Consider the following 25,917-nt stretch of genomic DNA (forward strand, 5'->3'; position numbering starts at 1 on the left):
ATCGACCCGCCCATGAAAATTTTCACGAGGGAGGATTAGTGTATGGTGAGGCAGCCGCAGCTCCCTCAGAACGGATGAGGGCAGCTCAATACCCTGGAGGTCGAGCAGGTGGCAGACAAGAAGGCCGCCAAGGCTGAGCCAACTTGGCGAGCGAGGCGCTACGGCCAGATGCTTGAGGAGCTACGTCGGGCAGCCGGATTCAAGCTTGAGGATGTCGCAACTTACCTCAGACGAAGCCCTTCGACCGTCTCGCGATTCGAGTCAGGGACCTATCCCGTCGTTGGTGAGGAGCTCAAGAAGCTCCTCACTCTCTACCGTGTCGCCGAACCCGAGGAGCGGGAAAGATTCCTTCGCCGTTCCGAGGAGGTCAACCAGCGGGGATGGCATGAAGGGATCATCACCGACCGCGACTTCGCCGACTTCGTTTGGGCCGAGGATCGGTACGCCGACTGGCGGATCTTCCAGATAGACACCATCACCGGCAGTCTCCAGACAAAGACCTGGGCCCGTGAGCTTCTCAGCGCCGGACCACAGGAGGCAAGCAAGGTCGATGACCTCGTCGACGCTCGAATGATCCGTGGTCGAATCCTGCTCAGGGACTCCAACCCGCCACACGCCCGGTTCCTTCTCCACGAAAACGCCTTGGCACAACGTGGAGCCAGCCGGGAGGCGACACAAGAGCAGTTCACTGGCCTGCTCGACAAGGCCCAGCTTCCCAACGTCGAGGTTCGGGTGCTGCCCGCAACGTCCTGGGCTCACACGGTCGCCGGGATTACCGGCAGCTTCCGCGTCCTCCAGAACCATCGGGACTGGCCTGCGCTTATGTACGTGGAGACCACAGGCGGAGGTGTCGTTTACGAGGGCCACGACATAGACTCGACCGTGGAAGCATTTGACCACATCTGGGATCACGACGCCTGGGGCCAGACCAGGACAATGGAATACATTGCAACCATGTTGAAGGAAGTTTCGAGATGAACCGCAAGCTCGCTACCCCATCCTCCACATCACAGGCTGCGGGGTGGCGCAAGTCGTCGCGCAGTGCCGATAGCGGAAATGGCAACTGTGTTGAGGTTCGAGTGTCGGCACTCGGCTTTGAGGTCCGGGACTCGAAGCTCGGCGCCAGCTCACCGATCCTCGAAGCAACTAGGTTGGATTTCCTCGCCATGCTCACTGCCACGGAGTCAGATCACCGTTAAAGCTGGTCCCCCAGACCATATGGCGCCTCCTCCCCAGGAGGCGCCTTTGCTATCCGAACAGTTAATTGCCCCTCGGGCTGGGTTCAGGCTCGTCTAGGCTCCGGCCATGTGGGTCGGGATTGCTGTTGGTGGAGGCATAGTGTCGGCATCCCTCTGGGTACTGGGTCTTCGGCTGGCTCCTCATGAACATGGACGCGCGCTTAATACGTTGCCGAGCTGGCTGCGATGGCTGCTGTTCATCACGGTCGTGGTGACGTCCTCCGGCGGTGCGATACTTGCCGTGTCGGTCGTGGGCAATCGGCCCGCAGTGATTGCGTTCGGGCTGTTCGCGGCCGCATCACCAGCTGTAGCGGTAATCGATGCGACGGCGCATCGAATCCCGTACCTGCTGACCGGAGCACTTGTCATCACCGGAGCGGTGTGTTTCATGTGGGATGCAGAGGTGACCGGTGACGTTGCGGCGTTGAAGCGGGCGGCGTGGGCGGCGTTGGTAGTTGGTGCGTTCGGATTCGTGCTGTGGTTGCCGCGCAGCGGGATCGGCCCAGGAGACGTCGCCTTGTTCGCGGTCCTCGGTGGCTATGCGGGGTGGGTGTCGTGGCCGCTAGTCGAGTGGGGGATCGGGCTCGGGTGCCTGGTGGCTGCCGTGGGGGTGAGCGTTGCGCTGCTCTGGCGGCGCTGGGGTGAGATCGTGGTCCCGTATGGGGCATTCCTGCTGGCCGGGTGGTGGACTGCTTTCATGTTCGCCGACCGGATCCATCACCTGTATTGATCCATTGTGGATCAAGGCGGCATAAAAAGGGGGCCACCTGCATGCGGGCGATCGTGGGCCGGAGGCGATCCTCCGACCCACGATGTTGGTCAACGCGGGTACTTATGATTGCCGCGCTCGACCTCGTTCTGGCGGAGCCAGGCCGCCGCGTTGTGACGGGTCTTCGCGCGCGGTTCGGCCTGGTAGGTGAAGAGGATGCCACCGATGAGCTGCTGGAGGATGATCGGTGTCCCTGGCGGGAAGTAGTTCCAGGGGCCCGTTTCGACGCGGTTGGGACTGCGCTCGGCGTGGAGCCAGTAGCCCGGGGCCTCGACGACACCGAGGTCGGGCTTCTCCTTGAGAGTGCGTTTCAGATCGGGGCAGGCGCGCATCGCATAAGCGAGGCATTCGGGGTGGCTTGCCGGCTCGGTCCAGGTCTGGGAGTCGTTGTCGGCGATCCAGAACATCCGGTCGCCGAGCTTCTCGCCGCACTGGCCGCAGCAGCGTTGGGTCATCGCCTTGCGGTGCCGGGGGTAGCACAGGTTCGCGAACTGTGGTCTTCCCTTGCCCGGGATGCAGTCGCAGGCGGCGACATCTCCGAGGGAGGGATCGTATTCGATCTGGTCGCCTGGAGGCGCGGTCATGGTCCAGCGGACGATCCAGGGCACGGCGAGGTACCCGTATCGGGGCAGGTTCGCCATGCGGGCCGGGATCGGTTCGTGGTTGCCGGTGGTGTCGTTGGGCCGGTTCACTTGATTCCTTTCAAGGATCTGGAGTCGAGTCGCGGCGGCCGGGTGCCGAAGTCGCGTCCGGGCCCGGCGGCGCCGCTCGTGTTCTGGTGTTTGCAGCACACGGCCGAAGGCCCGGCAGCGCTTCGCTACCGGGCCTTCGGGGTTAGGTGCGTCGGCGTTTGATCCGGCGTCGTCCGGGTTTGCGTGTTGCGAAGAACTCGATGTAGAGGTCGATCTGCGGCTCCCGCATGTCAGCGGGCAGGCCCTGGCAGCTCACGGCCCGGTCGGCGAGCCGGTCGATCGCCTTGAGCACGATCAGGTCAGCGCACCGTTGGCAGGCAGCCCAATCGATAGAGAAGCCCGATCCCTCGCGGACGCGGTCCTCGTCGTCGAGGACTGCGATCTTGATCGGATCGGCCCAGTAGCACCACTTCACGGCTGTCGACGAGCAGAAGTCGCAGTGAAAGACGAGGTCCTCTTCGGGGACTTCCGCAGCCGGTCGCGGCTCAGGCGCATGGTCGTGGGCGTCTTCGAAGACGTGCACGTACTGGATCTCTCCGGTGAACGCGCCGTCGGCGAGCTCGGCGCGGAACTCGTTGAGCGCCTCGTTGCACCGTCGGCAGGCCATCGGCTCGGTCTTGCCTGCTTCGGTCATTCGGGGGCCTCCCGTCCAGCGCCATGCACGAGGTCGGCCAGAAGCTCGGGCAGCGCCAGCGAGAGGAAACCGAGCACGTCCATCCCGATTTCGGCAACTGCGGTGTGGATCCCATTGGTGGCCCAGCCACCCGTGACCGCGCCGCGGTCGATCAGGACGGTCTGCCAGTCCACCTCGCCGGGCACCTTGTAGATCGCGACGACCGCGCGGAGCGCCGCGATGGTAAGGGCGGTCCGGTCGCGGCGCGCGTTGGTGAGCGCGCTGGTGAACAGGTCGCGGATCGTGTGGTCGTTCGCGGCCGCGAGTCGTTGCTGGTCGGTTTCGTCGTAGACGAAGCCGATCTCGATGCGCTCGCCGGGCGGGGCGGTCATGACCGCCCAGAGCCCGCCGATGCCCTGTTCGCGGGATTCGCGTGCGAGCTGTTCGACCTGCCAGATCAGGCGCGGGTCGGTCCGCTGGCTCATGCGCTCTCACCTCCGGTCAGGGCGGTGAGGATCGCGGTCAGGCCGCGTACGAACGGGTCGGAGCTCACGTCGAGGCGGCCGGGCACGGCGATGGTGCCGCGGGGACCTCCCTCGCCGGGACGCCAGCCGGTCCGGTGCACGATCTGGTCGGCGCAGACCACGGTGAGCAGGTGGATCGGGGCTGGTGGGAGGTCGACCTGGAGGACCAGGCCGACCCCGAACAGCCCTTCGGTCGGATCGGTGACGCGCCCGGCCTCGACCACTTGGGCGAGGGCTTCGAGCCGGTCGCCGACGTCCCTGCCCGACCCGCTGACCGAGGAGCCGAAGGCGGCCTGGAGGCCGGTCATCGGGACCGCGAAGTAGGCCGGTGCGTGGCGGTAGACGCCGAAGATGGTGCTGTCCCCGGCGAGGGCGCAGCGGGTCACGACGATGCGCAGCAGCTCCGACAGGGCCGCGTGGACGGAGTCGTTCATCAGGCCGCCGCCTCCTCGGCATCGAGGCTGCCCCGCGCCGCGATCTCGCCGGGTTGGATGCCGGTGCCGATCAGGTGCACGGCGGCCCAGGCGAGCACCGACTCGGAGTCGGCGTCGACGGCCGCTTCGGCGAAGGCCGCTGCGGCGTCGTCTCCGGCCTGCCATGCGGCCAGCGCTGCGAGCGCGGTGCTGGGGGCGCGGTCGGTGCCGGTGGCGTGCCGTGCGGCCTCGGTCCACACCTCCAGCGCGTGAGCGTGGCCGCTGCTGATGTCGTCGATCGCCGTTGCCGCGAGGTCGGTGTTTGCGGCAACCGCGACGCCCAGGGCGACCGCGCTCGTCGTGTTCAGGCTGCGCGGGTCGCGCAGGGCCCGGTGGTAGCACCGCTCGTCGGCCTCGGCCTGTGCGAGGGGATCGGCCGCATCGGCGCGGTTGGTGCGGCAGCGGATGGCGATCCGTGCGGCCTTGGCGGCGCTGGCGGCGTCGCGGGGCCGGAGGCGGGCGAGGGCGTAGCGCTTGCGGCAGGCGGCGCGGAACATCAGGCCCTCGATGCGGCCCTGGGCCGGGTCGGGGGCGGTGATGGTGCCGGTGCCCTCGTAGGCGTCGAGGAGTCCTCCGAAGGCGGCGTAGCCCCAGGATCGGCCGGTGACGACGAGGTTGCGAGCCGGGTCGACCGACTCGCATCCGGTGTCCCGGAGCTGGTCGTGGAGCCCGTTGAGGCGCGTTGCGGCGGCGTCGGTGTCGGCGCTGTAGGCGATGAAGTGGAGCTGGTCGAACTCCTCGCTCGCCCAGGTGCGGGCGATGCTGCTGCGGGGTTCGCCCGCGTCGAGGGCGGCGAGCGGCCAGGCGGTCCAGGCGCGGGGCTCGCCTCCGTAGGCGCCGAGGATGACCAGTTCTTCTTTCGGGTGGCGTTCGAGGATGTAGGGGACGAGGCCGATCAGCTCGGCTTCGGTGCGGGTGTCGAGCACCCCGGAGATCCCGTAGGCTTGCAGGTTCACTGCACTTCCCTTTCTTCGCGGATTGGTGGTGTGGGGCGCAGCCGAGAAAGTTTCGACGCAGACTCGGCTGCACCCGTTGTGGCCCGGTGGGCGGCTTCTAGGAGCCGCTCACCGGAGTTCGCTGCCGCACGAAGCGCGGCGTGCGCCCGGTTTCGGCGCGGAGGCGGACGATGTGGTTGTGGGCCCGGTAGACCGCGTCCAGGTCGAGCCATCGGTCGCAGGCCATGACGTCGGTGACCGGGAGGACCCCGATCGCGGTGAGCCCCTCGCCATACGCACTGCCGGTGAACAGTGCGCCGTAGCCCAGTTCGATCACCTCGTCGACGAACGGGATGCTCGGCGCGAGATTGCGGGACAGGTCGGGGGCCAGGATCGGTTCGCGCACGGTGACCACGCGGGCGGTCAGGCGCACGACCTCCCCGACCGGAGCGTCCTCGAACCCCACCCAGGAGTCGCCGTCGCTCATGAGGGCGACGCAGTTGCGGCTCAGGTATCGCACGAGTCCGTTGGGCCAGTGCAGGACGCCCTCGCCGAGCTCGTATTGCTGAGCATCGGACACGGTTCACCAGCTCCCTTCAGGACGGCGGGTGATGGTTGCGGCGCGGGTCTCGGGGGTGCGCACCAGGACCAGGCGGACCCGGTGTCCCTCGACTTCCTTGAGCGCGGCGAGATCGAGCCACGGGCCCGGGCCCGGTGCGGGCCGGTCGGGTTTGACGCCGACCGATTCGCGCCCGGTCGCCGGACTGATCTGCGAGGTGAAGACCGTCCCCACGCCCAGCGAGACAGGTGCCTCTTCGATCTCTGTGCGCGAGCGCCGGAACCACCGTCTGATGGTGACCTCGGTGAGCTTGACGGCGACCAGTTCGGCCCGGTGTCCTTTCGGGATCCGGTCGAGCGTCAGGCGCACCCAGCGGTCGTCCTCGACCAGGGCGACCGACCCGAACCGGCCCGACTCGCCTTCCCAGGCCGGGACGCGGAGGACGCCCTCGCCGAGGCGGATGATGATGACGGTGCTCATCGCCGCCGCCCCCGCGCCTGGCGCGAGCCGCGCTTCTTGCGCCGGGGCTTGCAGATCACCGGCTTGCACCGGCATCCGGGCCAGGACTCGTGCGCCTCAAGCAGGATCGGCACGTCTTGCAGTTTCGCGAGCGCGCGCGGATCGAGCCACCAGCTCTGGCGCCCGTCGCGGGGCCGGACACCCGCCGCCTGCGCGGGTCGGTCCTTCCACCGGGTGTCGGCGAAGAACAGCGCGCCGACGCCGAGCAGCTCGATCCGGGGCCGCGACGCGGGTCCGGCAGCATCGTTGCTGGCGATGGTGGCGGTCAGGACTGCGGTGCCGATCGGCGTGAACACGCGCAGCGGAGCCGGGTTGCCTCGGTCGTCGAGGAGCAGCACAGCGCCGTAGCGGCGCGAGTCGGATTCGGCCGGCGGGAGGGCCAGGCGGCCTTCGCCGATCCGATGCGGATTGGTGTCGTCCATGCGGACGGTCCTTTCTGTCGGGTACGGCGGTGCCGCCGCCCACGCAAGGGCGGGCGGCGGCACCGTGATCGGTTGCGGTGATGTCGGATCGGCTAGACCCACAGGGCCCGGTACGTTCGGGGCCCCATCGGCCTGACCAGCTGCACGAGCGCTCTGTCCGCGTAGCGGGCCCGCCTCGGGTCCTTGCGGCACATCTTGTCCAGGGCGTTCTTGATCGCCCCGTCGGAGTTGTCGGACACCTTGCCCGGGTGCAGGGCGACGAGCGCCTTCGTGATCTGGCGGACGGTGAACTCGACACCGGTGTTCTCGGGGTCGGTGACGTAGTCGATGACGTAGCCGGTCAGCTCACCCGCAGCCAGGATCGTCCTGCCGTCGTTACGGACGTTGCTTCCGGCCGGGCGGGGCCTGGGGGCGCCGCCGAAGGTCTTCGTCTGCCCGCACACCTCGCAGGTAAGGTGGTCGGGGGCGTCGGCGACCTGCACGCGGACCACCGCGTCCATCAAGGATTTGTCGTAGACCAGCTCCCACACCGCGTCGTCGGCGTCGGGCGCGAACGGCTTTGAGCACCGCACGAGGCCGTGCTCGGCCATCGCGCGCAGGATCGTGGTGACGGCGCGCCGCTTGGTCGGCGTGTACGCCTTGTCGCACAGCGTCTGGGTGTCGAACGGCGCGCCGATGTTGGCGATGACGCTCGCGTAGTAGAGGATCTGCGGGTCCGGGTCGGGCTCGGGCTCGATCGGCAGCGTGGGGGCCTCAGTGGACTCCTCGCCACCGTCCTCGTCCTCTTCCTCCTTGTCGTGCTCGGTCTTCTGGACCTGGCCCTCGCCGGAGTCGGACTCCGAGGTGGCGATGTCGCCCTCGCCGGTGCCCTCGTTCTTCGACTCGGTGGCGTCCGCGGTGGGCGCCTCGGCCTCTTCGGACTCCTCGGAGGCGGCCTGCGCGGTACCGGACTCGTCGGCGTCGGCTTCGCTCGCCTCGTCGGCGGTGGTGCTGTCGGCCTCGTGGTCGCTGGGTGCGGTCGGGGCCGTCTCCTCGGCCGGGTCGTCGCCCTCCTCGGGCGCGGGGGCCAGGGTCCAGCGCCGGTCGGTGCCGGTGCCGGTGACCGTGAGCGTCCCGTCCTTGACCAGGCTGGTCAGGGCGCGGTTGGCCTGGGCCTTGGTGACCTCGGCCCCGTAGACGATCGCTTCGATGTCGTACTCGCCCTGGTTGCGGGTGAAGAAATCGGCGACGTCGCGGGTCGCCTCGTTTTGCGTTGACATGACGGTATGTCACCTTTCGTGTGATTGCTGTTGCGTTGCATGAAAAATGACCCGACTCCGGTGCGGTGTCGAGCCATCGCGAACGCGTGCGGGTTCGGACTGGGCCGAAGCGTCGTGCACGCGTCGGGTTCACAGGGGTGCTGATCGGACTGCGGTCAGGCTCCTTTCTGGTCGGTGGGGTGGGGGCGGGTGTGGAGGCCGCCGGCGGGGTGCTAGCGGCGTTCGGCCCGCAGGAGGGCGTGCGCGAGGCGGAACAGCTCTTCGCTCTTCCAGCCGCCGGTGCGGTCGGACGGCCAGGCGGTCCAGGTGTCGCGGTCCGCGTCGGTGGAGCGGTGGAGGACTTGGCCGGAGCCGTCGAGGAGGACGGCGGTCGCCGTTCCTCGGGTGCGGCCCCAGGTCTGGAGCTGGAGCACGCCCCACACGCCGGTCAGGCCGACCCGGGTGGGATCGGCAGCGGCGATGTCGGCGAGCTGTCGCACCGCCAGCGGCTCGGCGGTGTCCGCCAGGTGCTCCAAGCTCTCGTGCACGAGCTGCCCCTTCGTGCCGCGCAGTGCGCGGATCTCGGTGCGGTAGTCCCTGCCGTCGACGCTCGGGTCCATCAGCGCATCGAGGGCTCCGTCAGCGAGGGCGCGGATCTCGGTGTGCAAGGGCACGTCCACCATCGGCAGCCCCGGGCCGCTGTAGCGACAGGCGAAGCCGACCGGGGCCCACGCCAGCGCTCGATCCTCGCCCAGGCGCGGGGGCGTTTGCACCAGTCGGGCGACTGCTCGGGCGACGGCGCTGGTCGGATCGGCCGCGACCGCATCGGCGGCGGCCTGTTCGGCACCGCCGTAGAGGCCCCACCGCCACTGCGCGAACGCGCTCAGGCCAGCGATGAGGGACTGCGCGGTCCCCGCTGCGGGCTCGCTCCCAGTAGTGCGCCAGTACGCGATGTCGAGCAGTTCCGGCTCGGCCGCCCGCCAGACCGCGTCGTAGACCTCCGCGAGCGCGTCGGCACCGGAGGTGAGATCGATGCCGTAGACGCGCGCCGGTGCATACGCCCACGGCAGTCGCCCGTTGTCTGAGATCCGGATCGGCCCCGACCCGAGCCCGTGGGCGAGGGCGGGCAGTGCGGGGGCCGGGACCTGGTGGGCGTCGCCGAGGGCCTGCTGCCAGGCCAGGGCGAACAGCCGGGCCAGGACCGGGTGCGGCTCGCTCAGGTGCGACCAGTGGTCCTCGAACGGGAGGTCGCGGCCGTCGCGGTCGAAGGTGTTGAGCGGGGCCCAGCCGCGCTTCGAGCGGGCGACGGTCAGGTACTCGCGGAGCCCGTCGGTCACCGGCAGGCACTCGTACCAGAGTGCTTCGGCCGCGTCGTAGCACCGCTCGGGGTCCTCGGTGCAGACCAGGACGTACAGCTCCTCGCACTGCCTCGCCCACGTGTTGATCGGTTCGGCGTAGGAGGCGTGGTCGGTCAGGCTCGCCAGCGGCCACGTCGCGGTCAGGGCCGGTCGCCCCTCGGCCAGGCCGATGGCGACGAGTGTTTCGGTGGGCTCGTCGCCCAGGAGGTAGGGCGCGAGCGCGGCCACGGCCGCGTTGGCGCCGAGACCGGCGGTCAGGCCGAAACCGGCCCAGGATTCCAGATGCATGACATGCTCCTCGTGATCAGTTCGTCTGCGGCGCAGACGAACAGAGCCCGGCACCGGGCGGTACCGAGCGGTTTGCGAACGCGTCCGTGTACGGACTTCGATGTCGGTACGGACGCACGTCGGATTCGTTAATATGCAGGCCGGATAGCGGCGGTGCTCCTTTCTGGCCGGTGCCCCTCCGAGCGCATTGCGCGGCCGGGATCGGGTGATTCGAGGCTTCAGCGGTGCCAGCGGGCGAGGTTGCCCCGCAACTGCGGCTCGTGAGCGATGAGCCAGGCGGTCTGCTCCTCGCTCATCGAGCTTTGCGGCGCTTCGCCTGCGGTGAGGCGGCCCGCCTCGTGAGCGAGGCGGGTGATGAGCGGCAGGTAGAAGTCGGCCGGGCAATCCGGGGACGGCAGCGCCACGGTCCAGTCGTATTCGCCGGAGAACCACAGCGTCCCGTCGGCGACCACGCGGTAGGCGAGGCGACGGACCTGGCCGAGGTCGGTTTCAGCCGAGGGCGGGTCGCCGATGGTGCGGGCCTGGAGCGTGATGGTCTCGCCGGAGTCGGCCTCGAGGTCGATCGAGCTGAAATGCGGCATGACGTGGCGCAGGAAGGCATCCTCCACGCCTGCGACCGGCCTCGGCGGTCGGAGCGCGGCGGCCTCGGCGATGGCGGCGTCGTCGATCCTTCGGGGCATCGCCACGTGCTCGTCGGTGACCAGGCGGACGTCGCCGTAGTAGCGGACGTCGACGTAATCGGTCATGATGTCGGAGCCGTCCCAGTTGTAGGCCCGGTGGATCTCCTCCAGTTCCCGCACCAGCCGCAGCAGCTCGGGAGTGGGGGTCTGTCGCAGCTCCCAGTCCCGGTCGTAGACATCACGAACGGGTGCGGTGTACCAGCCCCAGGCCGGGGGGATGTTCCTGACGTTGATGTCGATGCTGCTGGTCCAGGTGCCGGAGTCGGTCCGGACGGTGATCCTGATGCCCCTTGGGATGCCCGCGAATCCGGAAGGGATCGCAACACCGCCGGCGTCTTCGGCGGGGGCGTTGGCGACTTTGCGGGCGAGCTTGATGTCCGCGCGCATCCACGCCGCGATCTCGGTGGCCGGGGCGTACTCGGTGGTGGCTTTGCTGCCGTACCAGCGGTTCTGGTAGGAACCGAGCCAGCGGCCATGCTCGTCGTAGTGCTCAGGGTTGCGGTCAGACGCGGGTTCGACCGCGCCCTTGGTCATGAGGCGGTCGAGCATCCGCTGCGCTGCCTCCCGCTCCTCGGCCGAGGTGGCGGGGTGGTCGATGAGGTCTTTGAGTTGGCTGATGCGGCTCTGTCGTGACATGGTCGTGCTCCTGTTCGTCGTGTTCGATTGCGGTGCATGGAAAAGCCCGCCACTGAGTCAGTGGCGGGCTGCATGGAAGTGCGGTCGGTGTGGTGGTGGGCGGTCAGTTCGCGCGGTCGGCCTCCCCGGTCGCGGCCGAGCCGAGCCCGATCCAGTCGGCCACCTCGGATGGCGGCACCCCGAGATGGCACGCTTCGGCCAGAGCCTCGGCGCGCTCATCCCCCGGGGCGGCGGCGAGTGCCAGGTGGAAGGCTTCGGTGGCGAGAGTGCCGTTGCCCGAGCGGTAGGCGGCGAACCCGGCAACGATCGCCGCTCCTGCCACCAGATCACCGTCGAGGTGGCGCACCAGCCAAATCCACACATCGAGCCGCACCTGGTCCGGATGGGTCGCGATGTGTTGCAGCGCCCGGTCGCGGATCTGGCCGTCGGCCAGCGCCAGGCCCAGGCGTGCCATCGCGGCGGGCCAGGGCAGGACCGGGAAGTCCCACCACTGGTCGACGTAGTCATACTCGTCATTCCGCCACGCGGCCTGGTCCTGCCCTGCGTTCATCTCCCTGCACGCGATGGTGTCGGCGGCGACCGCCGCTCGGGCACCTTTGTCGGCGGGGTCGAGCTGCGCGGCCACCGCGGCCCGATCGGCCAGAGCGACGACCCCTGCGGCGAAGCAGGCGAGTTCGGCCTCCGTCAGGACCGGGACCTCCCGTCCGGGCGGGCAGCAGGACCCGTCGCAGGTCAGCGACCAGTAGCGGCCCTGCTCGACGCGGAGCACCTCGATCACCTCGACATCGGCCGCCTCGCACCTGCGGGCGGTGACCGCAGCGACGGCATGGGCGATGGGCTCGGGCCCGTAGACGATCGCGATGCACTGGCCGCAGCCGCTGCGCAGCAACTGCCCGACGAGATCGGGCACGCCGAGGGCGTGCTCGGGCCGCTCGGGCAGGTCGACGCGGAACGCGCTGCGGTAGCCGAGTTCGTTGAACCCGGCCACGACGAGGCTCGACTCCGGCGCGAAGCCCAGCAGGTAGGGAACGACGGCGATCAAATCGCCAGGGCCGTTGATCTTGATCGATGCAGGTTGCGGTGACATGTCGGTACCTCATTCCGTGTTGGGGAAGATCCGTTGTCGGGCATGGCAACGGCGATGCCTCCGCATGGGGGCACCGCCGTTGGATGCACAGAGGCCGATCGGGCGTCACCCGAGCTGGCCTGTGTCGTGGTCTCAGCCCTCGGCGCCGGAGTCGGCGGCGAGGAATCCGAGAACGGCGATCGTTGCGGCGATGTACGGCATCGGAATGCTCCTTTGGTTGAGCCCGTTGGCGGGCACGAGAAAGGCGGTGCCGGTCGGCACCGCCTGGGACTGGGTCGTGGGCTGGGTGTTGGGGATCGGGGTAGGGACAGGGCCGGTTTCGGCGAGCTAGGGGCGGTAGCCGCGTTCGATGAGCAGGTCCTTGAACGCCTCCAGCAGCGCCACGCGCGATCGGCGTCGCTTTCCCACGCATCGTCGCGGCCGGTGTGGTTGAGCAGGCGCAGCAGCGCCCCGAGTTCGACGGCATCGCGGTCGACCGGGTTGGCGCTCGCCTTCCCGCTCACGGCGGCCGGTCGGCCGCCCGTGGTGCTCACGGATTCGGGGAGCATGGCGGCGAGGGCGCCGGGCTGGTGGTAGTCGGCGTACTCGCTCAACCACAGGAGAGTGCCGACGAGGGCCGGGAGCCGGTTCGGATCGATGGCGGCGCGCTCCATCAGCGAGTTCAGGGCCTCGGCTTCAGGCGTTCGCACGAACTCAGATCCGGTGTCGTCGTACTCCTCCAGCGCCTCGCTGAGTTCGGCGAGGAGTCGATGGGTATCGGCGACGTCGAGGGCGACGGGGCCGACGATCGGCCACACCATGCGGCGCTTCGCCTCGGCGCTGGCGGTGAAGTGCGCGCCGATCAGCGCTCCTGCGCCGAGGCCGACGATGAGGATCGCGAATCCGATCAGGAAGATGGTCATGGAGGTGCCTCCTTCAGATGCGCCCGCGTCGTGCGGCGGGCATGCGAAACGGCGGCACCCATGTGGTACCGCCGCATACGAGGTGACTCCAACTGGCGGGAGTCGAGACATCACGAAGGACCGCAACCGGTCGGGGCGTGCTCCAAGAGGGAGCGTCAGCCCGCGGTAGGTGCGGTGGGTGCGTCCGGCCGGAGCCGGTCAGGTTGTGGTGGTGAGCGGGTCTGGTGCTGGACTCGTGGCGGTGATCGGGTCTCCGACTGGCAGTGCCGGTGGGAGGGTCCGCGATGCGGTTCCGCCGTCGTCCAGGCCGGGCCTGGGCTCGTGGTGTTCCTAATGCATGTTCTTCGTGATCACTCCAGCGTACCGGTCCCGAACAGGGAAAACACCATTCGAGCGCTGGGTGGTCGGTAACCTGGGGTAACCCACGAGCCAGTCGCCCGGTTTGTTCTCACGTTTCGACCGGAAGCAAGCCTCCGGTAATTCCAAGGTCGCGGCGAGCACACGCGTAGAACCGGTTCCGCGCGTCAACGGCGTTCCGCACAGCTTCCTGCCATCCGCCGGGCTCGCTCCGCATACCACGGGCGTAGTGGTCGAGTGTCCATACGATCTTGTGCCACTCGCGTGCGGCTCGGATCGTCTCGGTGTCGGCGACGAGGAGGACTCCTTCCCACTCGGCGGCACGGACGGCTTCTGCTTCAGCGAGCGCCTCCATCCCCTCGGCGGGATCAAGGGGCTGAGCGCCGTGCTCGAAGCCACGGGCCACGCCGATCCGAAGGGCAATTTGACCGAACCGCTTCAGCACATTGGCGTAGCTCTTGTAGATCTCGAAGCGTCTCTCGTCCCATCGCTCGGCACGAGCTCGTTGCCAGCGCAGTTTGTCAGTTCGGCTGGACGCGAGGTAAGAGCCAGCAGCGCCGACGACGACACCGACGAGGGCTGGAAGCTGGTCGAGGAAATCCATCTGCATCTCCCTGGGTGATCTTTCCACCACTGTGCCCTACGAACGGGGGCAAGGGGAGCCGCCGGGAACTGGGTCCGACGCCGACACGTGGGGAAGTGGAGGTACGTGAAGAAGGGGCGGGGGATGTTGGAGCCGCCGGGAGAGGAGGGGACACGGCGGAGCGTGAACGGCCCGAGGGCCCCTCGGGGATATGTATATATATTCGGATGTTGTCTTGAGGGGCGTCAGGGGGCATTGAGCAGCGGTGTTGGTTGGTGGCTGGTGCTCAGCAGGGGAAGGGGCGGTGGAAGGGGGGATCTGGAAGGCCCGATCTGGAAGCCCTGATCTGGAAGGGGCGTGGACACCGCCGTTACGGTGTCGAGCGGCGAGCGAGTGAGCGCAGGCTGTGCAGTTCCGCATTGCCGAGGACCCGCCAGCGGGGCTGGTCAATCCGGGGAATCGGGGCGGCGTCCTCGTGGGAGATCGGGGGCAGGGGGACGGTGACGTGGACGGCGACGGTGAGATCGGCGGGGACCGGCGCGGTGGTGAGGAAGTGGTCGAGTCGGCGGGAGCCTGGGACGCCGATGAGCAGGGTGCGGGAGCGGGCGAGGGCGAGGCGTCCGGTGCGGTAGCGGTCGACGGTCTCGACCAGGCGGGCGAGGGTTTCGGTGCCGCGGTCGTGCTCGTACCAGAACCGCAGCTCGCGGCCGTCGTCCCAGGTGAGGGTCCCGGCGGCGTCGGGCCGGACGCCGAGAAGCCCGGTCCCGGCGGCGTCGGCCTCGTTCAGCCATTCGGTGACCCGGACGTCGCGGGCTGCGCGGGCGCCCTCGTACAGGAGCGCGAAGAACTCGTTGACGCCTTCCTTGTGGGTGCGGTGGGCTGAGAAGATGATGTGCTGGATCGCCAGGTCGGCGTCGCGGCGGGTCGGGGTGCGCTGGCCTTGGCGGATCGCCCAGATGACCTGGCCGTGCCAGTCCAGGACGAACCGGAGGGTCCCGGTGGCGGGCAGGCGGAACCGCCGCAGCAGGCCCAGGTCGCACAGGGCCCGGAGCCGGAGGTTGGCCGCCCGCCTGCTGGGGAAGCCGACGACGGCGCGCAGGATCGCGGTGGTGGCGATCTTGTGCCGGGCGAGCAGGTCGATGACGGTCAGGTCCCGCTCGGTCAGGCGGGCGATGAGGGTGATCGGGTCGAAGTCGGCCCCTCGCGGGCTCATGGTGCCTCCTCTTTGAAGGTGAAGGCGGGGAAGGCCGCGGCGCTGGCGCGGACGGTGCGGGCCTGGCCGATCGGCTCGGGCGCGGGCAGGGTCCGCAGCGAGAACGCGGGCCGCACTTCGGATCCGATGACCGGGCGGCAGGCGGCGGTGAAGGCCCCCTGGTGGGCGAGATCGTGCTCGTTGACCAGCGGGGCGGTGTGGCGGGCGAGGCGGCGGGCGTCCTCGGGCGCGACGTTGAAGACGACCTTGGTGCGGCAGTTCGCGCTGACGGCGCTCTCCAGGTCGCGGCCGAGCTGCCCGAGGTGCTGGTGGGCCAGCACCATGCCCAGGCGCAGCGCACGGGCCTCGGCGAGCATGTCATCGATCGATTCGGGCAGTTGCAGGAAGTTCTGCGCCTCGTCGACGTAGAGCGCCACGTCCTTGCGGCGGTGCTCGGCCTGCTGCTGGCGGGCGGTGACGGTCTGCCAGGTGCGCGCGACCAGGAGCGAGCCCATGAGTTTGGCGGTGTCTTCGCCGAGCTGCCCTTTGGGCAGGCGGGCGAGGATGATCCCGCCGCCGTCGAGCGCGGCAGGTAGGTCGATGCACCGCTCCTGTGCAGGGTTGCCGATGGTGGCGGCTACGAAGGGGCGGCCCAGGATCGTCCGCAACCGCGCCACGACCGGCCCGACCGCCTGCGACTGCACCCCCGCGGGCAGGGAGTCGAACCACTTCCAGAATCCGGTAAGGATTTTCTCCCCCTCCGGGATGCTCGTCACCAGAGGCGCGCGCAGCGCGCTGTCGGTCAGCAGGATCGGCAGCGACTCCAGCCCCGAGTAATCATGCGAGCCCAGCAACACCTGCGTGCGCAGGCTCTGGCGCAGCACATCGTCGGCCCGGGGACCCCAGTGGCGCACGAAGATGTTCGCGCAGATCCCGACGAGGTGGTCGATGGCGAGTTCGGTGTCCTCGGTATGCACGATCGGCGGCAGACCCCGATGCGCCGCAGCGGCCTGGTCGGGGTCGATGAGGACCAGCCGTCCGGCGACCTGGGCGGGGTCGAGGCGGTCGAGGACGTCGTTCACCAAATCGCCCTTCGGATCGACCAAGATGATCGCGCGGCGGGCGCGGATGTCGGCCAGGATCATCCGCAGCAGCAGCGTCGACTTCCCCGACCCGGTGGAGCCGATGACATGGAGGTGCGAGCGCGCATCGGCGACGGGGATCGCGATCTTGCGTCCGCCGACGAGGGCGACGCCGAGCGGTTTGGTGGCCCGCCCGCCCGAGGGGACGGCCGCGACCGGCGCGATCGGACGGGCCCCGGCCCGCTCCAGCGCGGGCACCACGGCGTCGGCCGGAACGTGGGCGAGGGCCGCGAGCTCGTCGGCCGACATGAGCGGCCCCGCCGCCGACGCCCAGCCGTCGACCAGGGCCCCGGCCCGGCGGCAGCGCCGACGCCGCCACGCGGGCCCCAGCATCGCCCCCACCGCCGCACCCACCTGCCCTGAGCGCGCGGCGGCGGTGGCGGGTGCGGCCTCGACCGCGAGGGCGTAGCGCACGCCCACCGACCACAGCGCGCCCGAGCCGAGCCGCGCGGCGAGCCGCTTGCGTTCTTCGCCCGCCCACGGCCCCTCCGGGGCCCGGTGGGCGCGCGGCGCGGGCTTTCCCGGCGTGAACAGGTCGAGGACCTGTGCGCCGAGGCTGCCCGAATGCGGGGTGAGCGCTCTGCGGGCGCGGGCGACGCGCCGCGGCGAAGCGGGCCGGGCGACGATCTGCACCACGGTCCGGTCGCCGGCCCGGTTCGACGTCCCGGCCTCGATCAGGCCGCGGACCACATCACCCCCGGTCTCAGCGGCCACCAGTCCCGTCGCCGCCTGGGTGCCCGCGCGGAGCCCGAACCTGGCCCCGGCGATCGACTGCTCCTGCTTCGCGGTCATGAAGAAACTCCTTCCCTCAGTGGCGGTTCAGCGTCGGTGACAGCACAGGTGGATCCGGGCCACGCGGTCCCGACCGCATCAATAACCATCGCTGTCGATATATCTCCTGGAACCCAGATGCGGACGGCGAGGCTCGGGCCGGTGAACCGGTATTCGAAGATCACGTAGGGCTGGCCCTCCCAGAACCGTCTCCAACTCCCGTGTTCGATCGCGGCGAGGTGCCTCCACAAGAGCGCGGCCCCGGCGTGGTCGACTTCGGGCGGGGCCGCGACGGTCACGTACTTGGCCCCGGCGAAGCGCACCCGAGCGGCGCGGCGGTGCAGGACCGCCCGGAGAGCGAGGACGGCCAGCACTACGGCGGCGGCACCGATCCCCCACGGCCGCAAGGCGAGCAGCGTCAGGTCGGGCAGGACGTCGTATCCGGTCATAGCTGGACCCCCTTGGCCTCGAATGCCGCGACCGGTTCGATCGCGGTGTCGAACGTGGCGTGATGGGAGGTGTGGACTTCGAGGTGGAGGTGGGGGCCGCTGGAGCGGCCCGAGGAGCCGACGTAGCCCAGCAGGTCCCCGGGTGCGACCTGGTCGCCGACGGACACGGCGGGGCGTTCGCCCATGTGGCAGTAGCGGGTCAGGAGACCTTCGGCGTGGGCGACCTCGACGTACCAGCCGCACCCGGCGATCCCGGGTGAGCCGTCCACATCGCACGAGAGCTGACGGCCGACGCCGTTGTGGGCGTTGCACACCACCGTGACCACTTCCCCTGCGGCAGCGGCAAGGATCTCGGTGCCGCGGGGCGCGGCGAGGTCGACGCCGTTGTGGGTCGGGCGTTCGCTCGTGCGCCAACCCGAGTTGACGCCGTATCCGGCGACCGGGTGGATCCAGCCGCATTCGATCGCGGCGATCACCTTTGCGGCCGCGGTCGCGGCGCTCTCGTGTTTGGCGTAGGCGTCGGGGAAGGCCGACACTTGGACGGCCTGGGCGGCGGCGGCGAGGCTCATCGACTCCCAGCCCTCGACGTCTTCGAGGGCGTCGAGGAACAGGTTCGTGGAGGCGGCGGGGTCCATGAGGTCGGCCAGGTCGCCCCAGTGCGGGCGCTGCTGGAACAGGCCGACCGAATCATGGTCCTCGCCGAGGCCGTCGTGGGGCAGGTCGAGGGAGGCCGGGACGGCCGGATTCGCGAGCACGCGGAGGGTGCTCTCCTGCATGGCGGTGGCGAGGGCGATGAGGCCGGCGCGCTCCGGCAGGTCCCGTCCGGTCGCGGTCTGCCAGATGGTAACCGCGTGGTCGGCCTGGGTGCGGCCGTAGCCGGAGCCGAGTGCTGCGGCGACGGCGTCGAGGTCGTCGGGACTGGGATCGCATGCGCCGCCGCCGGTGCCGATCGCGGAGTGCTGGTCGCTCGTGCCGGAGACGACCGTCAGGACCGCGCACGCACCGAAGGCGCACAGGCCCAGCAGGGCGAGGATGATGAGGCGGCGCATCAGGCGCTCCCGGTCTCGTAGCGGGAGCGGCCGGTCAGGCACAGCCGGTGCTCGGTCTCGGAGGCGCAGGCGCGGAACGCCACGTGCGTCTCCCCCGCCAGCAGCAGGGCCTCGCCGACGCGGGCGGAGGCGACGAGGGACCGTTCGGCGCCGGTGAGCTTGCAGGCGTCGGTGATCGTGTCGATCGCCTGCGGGGACTGGCGCATCAACAACTGGGTCGCGGAGTTGTTCAAGACGGTGCGCCCCAACTCGGAGGAGAGCACGTCGTCGGCGTCCTGCGTGACCACGGCCAGGCCCATCAAGTGCTTGCGGGCCGACTTCGCCGTCGCGGCAAGGAACTCCGCGGCCCGGCCGTCCTTGAACAGGGTCCACACCTCGTCGACCACGACCAGCTCGAACCGGCCGTCGGCGCGGCGGGCCGGGGTCGTGCGGTCGAGCACGACCAGCGTCACGGCAGGGAGCAGCTCCTCGGGGACCTCGGCGAGCACCCAGACCAGCAGCCGCGGCGACGGCTCGATCGCCGACTCCCTGAGCGCGAACAGCGACCCGTGGCCGGTGAAGGGGCCCAGGCGCGAGGCCAGCGCGCGGCCGTCCTCGCGCGCGGCGAGCAGTCGGACGACGTCCGCGAGCGTGGGCATGGGCCGATCCCACGTGGCGGGGTCGGCGTTGATGCCGTGCTCGGTATAGGCAGCGAGGACGCATTCCTGCAAGGCCGCGACCGCATCAGCGTCCAGACGCTCGCGCAGCAGCGTCTCGGCGACGGTGCGCACGAACAGGCCCCGCCGCACCAGCGCGTCAGAGCGGCCCCGCTCGCGCAGCGTGAGGGGGTTCAGGGCAGCACCGGGGGCGCCGGGCCGCAGGACCGTACCGCCGACGTGGGCGGCGAGGTCGGTGTATTCGGCCTCGGGGTCGACGATCGTCACCTTGACGCCCTGGTAGAGCTGCCGCAGCACCTCGCACTTCGTCAAGTACGACTTCCCGGCACCGCTGCGCGCCAGGAGGACGGAATTGTGGTTGGGCTCGGACCACCGGTCCCACAGCACCGGTCCCCCGGTCACGAGGTTGAGGCCGTACAAGACGCTGGCGGGTGCGACCGGGCCGGGGACATCGGCCGACGCGAACGGAAACACGGCGGACGCGCTGTCGGTGTCCACGACCCGGGTCGCACCCACCGGATCGATGCCCACCGGGACCGTGGCGATCAACCCCGGAAGTTGCCGGGCGGTGGCGGGGCGGACGTCCATCATCGCCGCCGAGGCCCCCGCGCGAAGCCGCGCGCACGCCAGGTCGAGGTCGCGTTCGGTCTCGGCGTGGACGGTGACGTACACGCCGATGTCGTGGAGGCGGGCGATGCCGCGGGCGATCCGGTCGGCCAGGTCGGCCGAGTCCTGGGCGGCGGCCTCGACTTCGGGCTCATCGAGCCGCCCCCGGTGGGCGGCGTACTGGCGTGAGGATTCGAGGCGGGCGCGGCGCTTGTGCAGCCGTGCGGCGGCGACCGAGGACGCGATGGGGCCGATGTGGACGGCCACTTCGATGCGGGTGTGGGCGCCGGTGAGCGTCTCGATCCACCCCAGCGGGAGCGAGGCCGGATAGCCCACCAGGACCAGGACGGCGGCCCAACCGTCTCCGGCGCGCATGCGCCGCAGCTCCACGACGGCCGTATCGGGCCACAGCTCAGCCGGGACCGGGAACGAGCCGCGTCCGCGGATCTTGGCGATCAGTCGGTGCGCGCGTGTGGTCATGACGGGGCCTCCGTCCGTGCGGGCGAGCCGTACGGGTCGATCCCGTACCGGACCCTGGCGGTCAGTTCGGCGCGGTCGAGCAGGCGCGCGGACACGCCGATACCCTCGGCCATGGCCCGGACCTGGCCGGCGGCGTACCGCGCGCCTTCGGCGTCGGGGCAGCGGACGGTCACGGTGATCTCGCGGCGCAAGAGCTGCCGGGACGCGACGACCTCGCCCAGCCACGCCCGGTGGGCCTCGGCGGCCTCGCGCAATCGGGGCGCATCGATCGCCGCAGCGGACGCACCGAGCCCGTCGAGGTAGGCCGACAGGTCGACCGGGCGCGTGGAGAGGCAGATTTGCAGGTGCGCGTCCGTGGAGCACAACAGGCGGGCGAGCGCGGCGCACAGCATCGCCTGCTCGCTCGGGGCGCGCAGCCCGAAGTTGAGGAAGCCGACGTCGACCGCGACCGCCCACCCGGCCGGGCCGAGGTCGATCGCGCCGTCGTCGCGGACGGCCCGCACCGGCCCGCGCACCGGCGCGACCGCGCCGGTCTCGCTCACCGGGGCGATGCTGCGGGCGACCGCTGTCGCGGGGGCACCGGCCGCGACCGGGCGCCGGGGCTGGCGGATCGCGGCCAGGGCGATCCGGTCGAGCCCGGCCCCGTCGACGCGTCCGAGCGCCAGGGCGACGGCAGCCGCGGCGAGCGGCGCGGTCACCAGCAGGAGCACCGGGAGCGGGACGGTGCCGACCAGGCCGCGCCACGCGGCCAGGAGCCCCAGGGCGACCGGGGCGAGGATCAAGGTCTGGCGGGCGGTGAGCCCAAACAAGATCCGGTCCTCGACGTTCACGTCAGCGGGGACGCTCACGCTGCCGCGGCCGTTCATGACTCGGCCCGCCCCTCGCGCTGGCGGCGCTCGTCCTCATCGCGGGCCCGCTGCGCCTCGATCGCGGCGGCGGCCCGGTCGGAGGCGGCCCAGAATCCGGCGCCGCCGAGGACCGGCTGGTCCGGGCCGGGCGCGCTCGTCCCAGGCCGCTCACCGCTCGCCGAGTCCGGCGCGGCGCCGGTACTGGCCGCAGCGGGGTGGCGGGCGCGTTCGGCGGCCACGTGGGCATCGAACGCCGCCCATGCCTGCTCGTTGTGGCGGAGCGGCGGCACGTCGGCCACACGCCGCCCCTCGCGCGGGCGGATGCCGGGCAGTTGCTGGCGTCGCTGCTCGGCGGCGAGCTTCCGGCCTTCGGCGTTGGTGAGGCGCTGCTCCAGGCCGCGGCGGCGTCCCGCATCGGTGGCGGCGCCGCCGAGCCTGCGCGAGTGGTCGAGCGGGTGGGCGGGTTCGAACATCGAGTCGTACTCGCCCTCGCCGGGCCGGACGGGCTGCTCGGGGGCCTCACCGGGCGGGCGCTCCCACCACGGCGGCGTCCGCGGCGCGGTCTCGGGCGACCGGTGGCCGAACGCGGACCCGAGGTCGTTCACCTGCGACGCGCGGCCCTCGACCGGAGGCCGGTGGCCGAAGGCCGAACCCAGATCCGTCGCCGTCGACAGGCGGCGGCCCGCAGGCTTGTCCCACCAGAAATCACCCGCAGGCTCCTCCGGCTCCGGCGTCTTCGGAGCCTGGTTCTTGCCGCCGCGGCGGCGGAACCGGCCGGTCACGGCCCCGACCGCCATCGCGGTGGCGACACCGGTCAGGAACCGTGCCCCGGGCACCCGCAGCGCCCTGCCGCGCGCGATCCGGAACGCGTTCTGGTGGACCTGCCACATCATCCAGATGACGACGATCAGGTACAGGCTGTGGACGCCGATGTGACCGATGTGGCCGAAGTAGCGGCCCCCGCCGTCGCGGCCGTCGGGCCACAGCAAGCTGTTCCACACCCAGATCAGCACGGCCTGCCCGATGGAGCTCGCCATGCACGCACCGAACATTCGCCACCACAATTGCGCCGCCCATTCGGTGACCGGGAGCGCATGACATGCCAAAGCGATCGGGCAGAGCGCCACGAGAAAGAACCAAACGATGTTCCGCATGATGGAAACGACGAACAGCATCAGCAGGCAGACGATCGTCAGCACCACCCACAGCAGGTCGAGCAGAAGCGCATCGACGGTCGGCGTATCGGTCCCGAGGTCGCGAGTCGAACTCAACTCGGAAAGCGAATACGATCGCTCCTGGTCATCCACGAGCCGGGTGTCGGAGGCCAGGAACGCCGAAGCGATATCGTTGTTCACTTCGAGCCCTTGGAGGACGATGACGAACGAGCATCCCGCCAAGAGGAACCCGATAATCAGACGCGGGGCGAGTTCACGGGCCGTATAGCGGGTTTGCAGGGTCTCGTGCGCCATCAGGATCAAGCCGCCGACGACGATCAAGAGCGCGTAGGAGGCGTACACGATGACGGTAAAATGACCGCGGAGTTCGAGTCCCCAGTCCGTGAAATCCTCCGAGAGGAGGACCCATTCCGTCTCGCGCAATGCATCAACAATCGTCTGCCTGAACGCGCCAGCACGGTCGGCGAGCCATGCGATCATCCCGTCGAGAATCTGCTCATACATGGCTTACTCCCCCGACAGGATCTGCTTGAGAATCGTCACGAGAATCGGCGCGAGCACCACGATCCCGAAACCGATCGCGGCGCTCCTCAGTGCCGATTTCGCGCGCTCGGTCTCGCCCGGCTCAGATGCAAGCAGATAGCGGAAACCGGCGAGCGTCAACATGACGGCGACCGCGGTTCCCGCAATGACGACAATGACCGTCTGCAACCGGTTCAGGACATCGATGACACCCTGGGTATTCGCCATCGCGGGCTCAGCCATCAAGACAAAAAACAGGGCCGACAGCCCGGATGCCATACCCAGGCGCAATAGCCTGGACGGCTTCTCCGGCCGTGGTGAGTGGTGCGTGCGCATCTTCTGCGCCTCCCTCGGAGGACTCGTGCAGAAGACCGGCCCGGAATCGCGCCGAAGCCCGTTTCCGGGCCGGTCGACACGCTACCGATTCGCTTCGCCGCGACGGAGACATCACCTCCTCCGATGCGAGTGCCAAGAGCTATGTCCAGGCCGCGACGAAATCGCCAGCGTGTCAAGTCGACACCGTTCCGTCGACTCACCATGAAATGACAGCGGGTTACCGATAATGCGAACCACCCGGGCAGTAACCACGCAATAACCAGCTTCTGAACTGGTGAAATACCAATGAATTATCGAGATAACCAAGCCTTGGAATCCGTCGAGAATCATTTTCAGGATCCGGGGTTGTCACGCGACCGGTAACCTTGAGTCACCTTTTACGGCGTCAAGGTTGTCGGAGGTTACCGTGCGATTTGCACATCCCTCGCAGATGCGTCTTCATAGATGGAGAACCAGGCGCACAAAGCGTCGAGAAACGCACCGAGGGAAGCCATCATGAGAACGTCAACCATCGGGAACTGTGAACGCGAGTTCAAACGCCTCTGCACACAGAAGGGCACACGAACCGCAGACGGACACTGGTCGATTCCCGTCGGCGGAAAGCACATCTCCACCGGCGAGCTCAGTCAGACGCTCCTAAGCAAGGGCACCAGCCAGCGCGAACGTGACCGGGCTTGGGCAACCATCGCCTCGAACGTCAGAATCAAGCATGGTCCATGGCTCGTGATCGCCACTGGAGTTGCCATTCCCGGCATCCGAAACGCCGTCAAGACCGCTGCCGTATACGCGCCTGACTACCAGGACCGAACCGAGCTTGAAAGCGCTGCCCTCGCCGGATTCGTCTACGCGATCCACGACATCGACCTCACCCGTCCGAACATCTGCGGACGGCTGTGCAATCGCGCCTATGTCGCCGCCCGCCGCTGCGCGATCGAGCTCTCCCGATATCAGCGACAGTTGCGGTCGCCGACGTTCGAATCGCACCCTCCAGCCCTGGAATTCGGCCATCCGGACCTCATCCTTGCCAAGGCGTCGCGCAACGGCATCATCACCAGGGAACAGGCCCGACTCGTTTTGGCGGTAGTCATCGAACGGCGATCTATCGATCTCGAAGCAATAGCAGTCGAATTGACCGCTGAGGAAGCAGAAAATCAGATCAACGCCGCCAAGAAACAACTTCTGGAATGGCTGACAAAATGACGCGCATAACAACTGGGGCGCACTGGCGTCCGACGAAGATCAAGCGGATCCAGCGGTTCATTAGCGCATGCGGCTACGGAATCTTGCTCCTGTTCGGGGGCGCTGTGATAACTGGATGGTGGCTGATGGCAGCCGTTGGAGTCATCCACGAGGAATGGCTGACCAGCATGCCTACGCTCGGGTTCGAGGCGGCGGTAAGAATCTGCGCGACAGCACTGGTCCCCCAGATACTCCATCGAGTGCGATATCGCCTGCGAGCGGCAGAGGCATCAGCAATGGCACGATTTGCGGGCCCATCAGGAGACCGTGAGACTACTGCCAGCGCGCAAATCGCAGAATCAGTATTCGACCGCGACTCCGGGAGCAGGATCGACCTGCCGGAGTCGAAACCCCGGCGGCCAGCGCAGCAACCGTGGCACTGCCGACGCAGACGGAACCGATGACCTCTGCAACATCCCCGCAATCGGAGGACCGGCGCAAAGTCGGTGCATCTCCACTCGCTCCGGCTGTTCTGCGGTAATGATGTGGGCATGGGTACCACGTCGCCGTACCGGGTCGATCACCGCCGCCGGGACGGCCGCCTCGAGAGCCGTGTCTACCTGCTGGCGGTGACCGACGACCGCACCGCTCGCCAACTTCTGCTCCGCTCAGTCTCCGCCCGGTGGCGTCTGAAACTGGGCGAGCGGTGCGAACTGGTCCGCGAAGACGCCGACGGCGAGGATGCCTGGATCGCCTGGTACGGACTGACCGACGAGGGACGGCGCGTGAGTGAGGGCCTGCGGATGCAGCGGGCGCATCGGCGCGCCGCCCATGCCGTCACGGTCTTTGCCCGACGGTGGGGCCCAGCGCTGCTGCCACTGGTCAGCCTGGCCCTCGCAGCGGGCGTCGCCTGGAGCGTCGGCGGCCCGTGGGGTGTGGTGCTCGTTGGGGTCGCCGTCGGACAGATGCTCGCCGCCATCTACGGCATCTGGACGAGACGCCTGCCCCGGCTGCCGCCACCCGAGGACCCGCGCGACCACATCAAGGAAGAGTGGGCCGCCCGGATCGCCGCGGATGCGATCCTCCAGAACAGCCCTTCGGAACAGCTGTTCGAGGAGTTTCGCCGGTACTTGGAGGCATCCGTACGCAACGGAGCGAGCTTCGATATCGACGAGCTTCGCCCGGAAATCGCGTTGGCGGTGGAACGCGGGTTCAGTTTCTTTGCGCGCGTCCGCTGGCTGTGCCACCAGGCCGAAGCCGGATCGGGGAACGGCGCCAAGGCCGGCGTGGTGCGCACGGAGGCGCGGCTGCGCCAGCTCCTGTGCATCGACGCCGACGATCTCCGGGCCCCGGACGGTGTCCTGCTCGACCGCATCTGGACCGAATCCCGCGAGGAGCACCACCAGTACTGCCTTGCGGCGAAGTGGTGCACCGTGCCGGGCTGCCGCCGTCCCACCCAAGGCGTCTATTGCTCTCAGTGCGCGGAACTGGGTACCGTCTCCGACTCCGCATAGACCACCGCCGAGGCACTTCCGCACCCGATCGCACTGCACCTTGGGAAGAGGCGTGGATCGCGCTCAGGCGCCGAGCGGCTCGCGTCCACTGCCGCATGGGGGTGGTGGGGACGGTGAGCGATGTT

The 25,917-nt window shown here is 69.2% G+C and carries 27 protein-coding genes; 5 read left to right on the plus strand and 22 right to left on the minus strand.

All coding sequences use genetic code 11. The features are described 5' to 3' along the window. The first annotated feature begins 108 nt into the window (after positions 1 to 108). The 3 genes from WA640_RS14575 to WA640_RS14585 all read left to right on the plus strand — a co-directional run bounded on the left by WA640_RS14575 (position 109) and on the right by WA640_RS14585 (position 1,968). Positions 109 to 978, plus strand: a complete 870-nt coding sequence (locus tag WA640_RS14575; protein ID WP_335988539.1) for a helix-turn-helix domain-containing protein — start codon at positions 109 to 111, stop codon at positions 976 to 978. Beyond that, on the plus strand, positions 975 to 1,199 hold the full coding sequence (locus WA640_RS14580; RefSeq protein ID WP_335988541.1) for a DUF397 domain-containing protein: 225 nt from the start codon (positions 975 to 977) through the stop codon (positions 1,197 to 1,199). The genes WA640_RS14575 and WA640_RS14580 overlap by 4 nt, the downstream gene beginning before the upstream one ends. A 106-nt stretch (positions 1,200 to 1,305) precedes the next feature. Beyond that, complete coding sequence (locus tag WA640_RS14585) at positions 1,306 to 1,968, plus strand: prepilin peptidase (protein WP_335988544.1); 663 nt, start codon at positions 1,306 to 1,308, stop codon at positions 1,966 to 1,968. A gap of 89 nt (positions 1,969 to 2,057) precedes the next feature. Here WA640_RS14585 and WA640_RS14590 read toward each other — a convergent pair whose 3' ends face one another. The 22 genes from WA640_RS14590 to WA640_RS14695 form a co-directional block, all read right to left on the minus strand. Beyond that, a complete protein-coding gene (locus WA640_RS14590) occupies positions 2,058 to 2,699 on the minus strand; it encodes a hypothetical protein (protein WP_335988547.1) in 642 nt (213 codons plus the stop codon). A 142-nt stretch (positions 2,700 to 2,841) separates the two neighbouring features. After that, positions 2,842 to 3,333 carry a hypothetical protein gene (locus WA640_RS14595; protein WP_335988549.1) on the minus strand — a complete coding sequence of 164 codons (492 nt, stop codon included), beginning with the start codon at positions 3,331 to 3,333 and terminating at the stop codon, positions 2,842 to 2,844. Further along, positions 3,330 to 3,797: a hypothetical protein gene (locus WA640_RS14600; protein ID WP_335988552.1), complete on the minus strand. Its 468-nt coding sequence runs from the start codon at positions 3,795 to 3,797 to the stop codon at positions 3,330 to 3,332. Before WA640_RS14600 ends, WA640_RS14595 begins: the two co-directional genes overlap by 4 nt. Next, the gene (locus WA640_RS14605; protein ID WP_335988555.1) at positions 3,794 to 4,270 is read right to left on the minus strand and encodes a hypothetical protein; all 477 of its coding nucleotides are present in this window, start codon (positions 4,268 to 4,270) and stop codon (positions 3,794 to 3,796) included. Before WA640_RS14605 ends, WA640_RS14600 begins: the two co-directional genes overlap by 4 nt. Further along, positions 4,270 to 5,265 carry a DUF4192 family protein gene (locus tag WA640_RS14610; RefSeq protein WP_335988557.1) on the minus strand — a complete coding sequence of 332 codons (996 nt, stop codon included), beginning with the start codon at positions 5,263 to 5,265 and terminating at the stop codon, positions 4,270 to 4,272. The genes WA640_RS14605 and WA640_RS14610 overlap by 1 nt, the downstream gene beginning before the upstream one ends. 97 nt (positions 5,266 to 5,362) lie before the next feature. Further along, a complete protein-coding gene (locus WA640_RS14615) occupies positions 5,363 to 5,824 on the minus strand; it encodes a hypothetical protein (protein WP_335988559.1) in 462 nt (153 codons plus the stop codon). A 3-nt stretch (positions 5,825 to 5,827) separates the two neighbouring features. Beyond that, positions 5,828 to 6,283: a hypothetical protein gene (locus WA640_RS14620; protein ID WP_335988561.1), complete on the minus strand. Its 456-nt coding sequence runs from the start codon at positions 6,281 to 6,283 to the stop codon at positions 5,828 to 5,830. Then, positions 6,280 to 6,744 carry a hypothetical protein gene (locus tag WA640_RS14625; protein WP_335988562.1) on the minus strand — a complete coding sequence of 155 codons (465 nt, stop codon included), beginning with the start codon at positions 6,742 to 6,744 and terminating at the stop codon, positions 6,280 to 6,282. Before WA640_RS14625 ends, WA640_RS14620 begins: the two co-directional genes overlap by 4 nt. Positions 6,745 to 6,836: 92 nt before the next feature. Continuing rightward, positions 6,837 to 8,003 carry a hypothetical protein gene (locus tag WA640_RS14630; RefSeq protein ID WP_335988563.1) on the minus strand — a complete coding sequence of 389 codons (1,167 nt, stop codon included), beginning with the start codon at positions 8,001 to 8,003 and terminating at the stop codon, positions 6,837 to 6,839. A gap of 212 nt (positions 8,004 to 8,215) precedes the next feature. Next, positions 8,216 to 9,628 (minus strand): hypothetical protein, encoded by a 1,413-nt coding sequence (locus WA640_RS14635; protein ID WP_335988564.1) that lies wholly within the window; start codon positions 9,626 to 9,628, stop codon positions 8,216 to 8,218. A gap of 218 nt (positions 9,629 to 9,846) precedes the next feature. Beyond that, positions 9,847 to 10,944 (minus strand): hypothetical protein, encoded by a 1,098-nt coding sequence (locus WA640_RS14640; RefSeq protein WP_335988565.1) that lies wholly within the window; start codon positions 10,942 to 10,944, stop codon positions 9,847 to 9,849. A gap of 103 nt (positions 10,945 to 11,047) precedes the next feature. Then, positions 11,048 to 12,031, minus strand: a complete 984-nt coding sequence (locus WA640_RS14645; protein ID WP_335988567.1) for a DUF4192 domain-containing protein — start codon at positions 12,029 to 12,031, stop codon at positions 11,048 to 11,050. Continuing rightward, a complete protein-coding gene (locus WA640_RS14650; RefSeq protein ID WP_335988568.1) occupies positions 11,983 to 12,933 on the minus strand; it encodes a hypothetical protein in 951 nt (316 codons plus the stop codon). The genes WA640_RS14645 and WA640_RS14650 overlap by 49 nt, the downstream gene beginning before the upstream one ends. Positions 12,934 to 13,381: 448 nt before the next feature. Beyond that, positions 13,382 to 13,894 carry a hypothetical protein gene (locus WA640_RS14655; protein WP_335988569.1) on the minus strand — a complete coding sequence of 171 codons (513 nt, stop codon included), beginning with the start codon at positions 13,892 to 13,894 and terminating at the stop codon, positions 13,382 to 13,384. A 349-nt stretch (positions 13,895 to 14,243) separates the two neighbouring features. Beyond that, on the minus strand, positions 14,244 to 15,086 hold the full coding sequence (locus WA640_RS14660; RefSeq protein ID WP_335988571.1) for a replication-relaxation family protein: 843 nt from the start codon (positions 15,084 to 15,086) through the stop codon (positions 14,244 to 14,246). Beyond that, positions 15,083 to 16,999 carry a type IV secretion system DNA-binding domain-containing protein gene (locus WA640_RS14665; RefSeq protein ID WP_335988573.1) on the minus strand — a complete coding sequence of 639 codons (1,917 nt, stop codon included), beginning with the start codon at positions 16,997 to 16,999 and terminating at the stop codon, positions 15,083 to 15,085. The genes WA640_RS14660 and WA640_RS14665 overlap by 4 nt, the downstream gene beginning before the upstream one ends. Then, complete coding sequence (locus tag WA640_RS14670; RefSeq protein WP_335988574.1) at positions 16,996 to 17,427, minus strand: hypothetical protein; 432 nt, start codon at positions 17,425 to 17,427, stop codon at positions 16,996 to 16,998. The genes WA640_RS14665 and WA640_RS14670 overlap by 4 nt, the downstream gene beginning before the upstream one ends. Continuing rightward, positions 17,424 to 18,476: a M23 family metallopeptidase gene (locus WA640_RS14675; RefSeq protein ID WP_335988575.1), complete on the minus strand. Its 1,053-nt coding sequence runs from the start codon at positions 18,474 to 18,476 to the stop codon at positions 17,424 to 17,426. The genes WA640_RS14670 and WA640_RS14675 overlap by 4 nt, the downstream gene beginning before the upstream one ends. After that, positions 18,476 to 20,218: a VirB4 family type IV secretion system protein gene (locus WA640_RS14680; protein WP_335988576.1), complete on the minus strand. Its 1,743-nt coding sequence runs from the start codon at positions 20,216 to 20,218 to the stop codon at positions 18,476 to 18,478. The genes WA640_RS14675 and WA640_RS14680 overlap by 1 nt, the downstream gene beginning before the upstream one ends. Continuing rightward, complete coding sequence (locus WA640_RS14685; protein ID WP_335988577.1) at positions 20,215 to 21,066, minus strand: PrgI family protein; 852 nt, start codon at positions 21,064 to 21,066, stop codon at positions 20,215 to 20,217. The genes WA640_RS14680 and WA640_RS14685 overlap by 4 nt, the downstream gene beginning before the upstream one ends. 14 nt (positions 21,067 to 21,080) lie before the next feature. Beyond that, positions 21,081 to 22,745 (minus strand): hypothetical protein, encoded by a 1,665-nt coding sequence (locus WA640_RS14690; protein WP_335988579.1) that lies wholly within the window; start codon positions 22,743 to 22,745, stop codon positions 21,081 to 21,083. A 3-nt stretch (positions 22,746 to 22,748) separates the two neighbouring features. Beyond that, positions 22,749 to 23,099 (minus strand): pilin, encoded by a 351-nt coding sequence (locus WA640_RS14695; RefSeq protein WP_335988581.1) that lies wholly within the window; start codon positions 23,097 to 23,099, stop codon positions 22,749 to 22,751. Positions 23,100 to 23,594: 495 nt separating this feature from the next. On the opposite strand from WA640_RS14695, the gene WA640_RS14700 reads away from it, so the two are divergent. Further along, the gene (locus WA640_RS14700; RefSeq protein ID WP_335988582.1) at positions 23,595 to 24,299 is read left to right on the plus strand and encodes a hypothetical protein; all 705 of its coding nucleotides are present in this window, start codon (positions 23,595 to 23,597) and stop codon (positions 24,297 to 24,299) included. Between the two features lie 530 nt (positions 24,300 to 24,829). Next, positions 24,830 to 25,792, plus strand: a complete 963-nt coding sequence (locus WA640_RS14705; RefSeq protein WP_335988583.1) for a hypothetical protein — start codon at positions 24,830 to 24,832, stop codon at positions 25,790 to 25,792. Positions 25,793 to 25,917 lie beyond the last annotated feature (125 nt).

The sequence above is a fragment of the Glycomyces sp. MUSA5-2 genome, from assembly GCF_037034145.1.
Taxonomy (GTDB): Bacteria; Actinomycetota; Actinomycetes; order Mycobacteriales; family Micromonosporaceae; genus Glycomyces; species Glycomyces artemisiae.

Bases quoted from the DNA above. Each gene is read 5' to 3' on its own strand.
- WA640_RS14580 (WP_335988541.1), top strand. From the start codon at position 975: ATGAACCGCAAGCTCGCTACCCCATCCTCCACATCACAGGCTGCGGGG.
- WA640_RS14585 (WP_335988544.1), top strand. From the start codon at position 1,306: ATGTGGGTCGGGATTGCTGTTGGTGGAGGCATAGTGTCGGCATCCCTC.
- WA640_RS14595 (WP_335988549.1), bottom strand. From the start codon at position 3,333: ATGACCGAAGCAGGCAAGACCGAGCCGATGGCCTGCCGACGGTGCAAC.
- WA640_RS14600 (WP_335988552.1), bottom strand. From the start codon at position 3,797: ATGAGCCAGCGGACCGACCCGCGCCTGATCTGGCAGGTCGAACAGCTC.
- WA640_RS14605 (WP_335988555.1), bottom strand. From the start codon at position 4,270: ATGAACGACTCCGTCCACGCGGCCCTGTCGGAGCTGCTGCGCATCGTC.
- WA640_RS14620 (WP_335988561.1), bottom strand. From the start codon at position 6,283: ATGAGCACCGTCATCATCATCCGCCTCGGCGAGGGCGTCCTCCGCGTC.
- WA640_RS14625 (WP_335988562.1), bottom strand. From the start codon at position 6,744: ATGGACGACACCAATCCGCATCGGATCGGCGAAGGCCGCCTGGCCCTC.
- WA640_RS14630 (WP_335988563.1), bottom strand. From the start codon at position 8,003: ATGTCAACGCAAAACGAGGCGACCCGCGACGTCGCCGATTTCTTCACC.
- WA640_RS14635 (WP_335988564.1), bottom strand. From the start codon at position 9,628: ATGCATCTGGAATCCTGGGCCGGTTTCGGCCTGACCGCCGGTCTCGGC.
- WA640_RS14640 (WP_335988565.1), bottom strand. From the start codon at position 10,944: ATGTCACGACAGAGCCGCATCAGCCAACTCAAAGACCTCATCGACCAC.
- WA640_RS14645 (WP_335988567.1), bottom strand. From the start codon at position 12,031: ATGTCACCGCAACCTGCATCGATCAAGATCAACGGCCCTGGCGATTTG.
- WA640_RS14650 (WP_335988568.1), bottom strand. From the start codon at position 12,933: ATGACCATCTTCCTGATCGGATTCGCGATCCTCATCGTCGGCCTCGGC.
- WA640_RS14655 (WP_335988569.1), bottom strand. From the start codon at position 13,894: ATGGATTTCCTCGACCAGCTTCCAGCCCTCGTCGGTGTCGTCGTCGGC.
- WA640_RS14660 (WP_335988571.1), bottom strand. From the start codon at position 15,086: ATGAGCCCGCGAGGGGCCGACTTCGACCCGATCACCCTCATCGCCCGC.
- WA640_RS14665 (WP_335988573.1), bottom strand. From the start codon at position 16,999: ATGACCGCGAAGCAGGAGCAGTCGATCGCCGGGGCCAGGTTCGGGCTC.
- WA640_RS14670 (WP_335988574.1), bottom strand. From the start codon at position 17,427: ATGACCGGATACGACGTCCTGCCCGACCTGACGCTGCTCGCCTTGCGG.
- WA640_RS14675 (WP_335988575.1), bottom strand. From the start codon at position 18,476: ATGCGCCGCCTCATCATCCTCGCCCTGCTGGGCCTGTGCGCCTTCGGT.
- WA640_RS14680 (WP_335988576.1), bottom strand. From the start codon at position 20,218: ATGACCACACGCGCGCACCGACTGATCGCCAAGATCCGCGGACGCGGC.
- WA640_RS14690 (WP_335988579.1), bottom strand. From the start codon at position 22,745: ATGTATGAGCAGATTCTCGACGGGATGATCGCATGGCTCGCCGACCGT.
- WA640_RS14695 (WP_335988581.1), bottom strand. From the start codon at position 23,099: ATGCGCACGCACCACTCACCACGGCCGGAGAAGCCGTCCAGGCTATTG.
- WA640_RS14700 (WP_335988582.1), top strand. From the start codon at position 23,595: ATGAGAACGTCAACCATCGGGAACTGTGAACGCGAGTTCAAACGCCTC.
- WA640_RS14705 (WP_335988583.1), top strand. From the start codon at position 24,830: ATGGGTACCACGTCGCCGTACCGGGTCGATCACCGCCGCCGGGACGGC.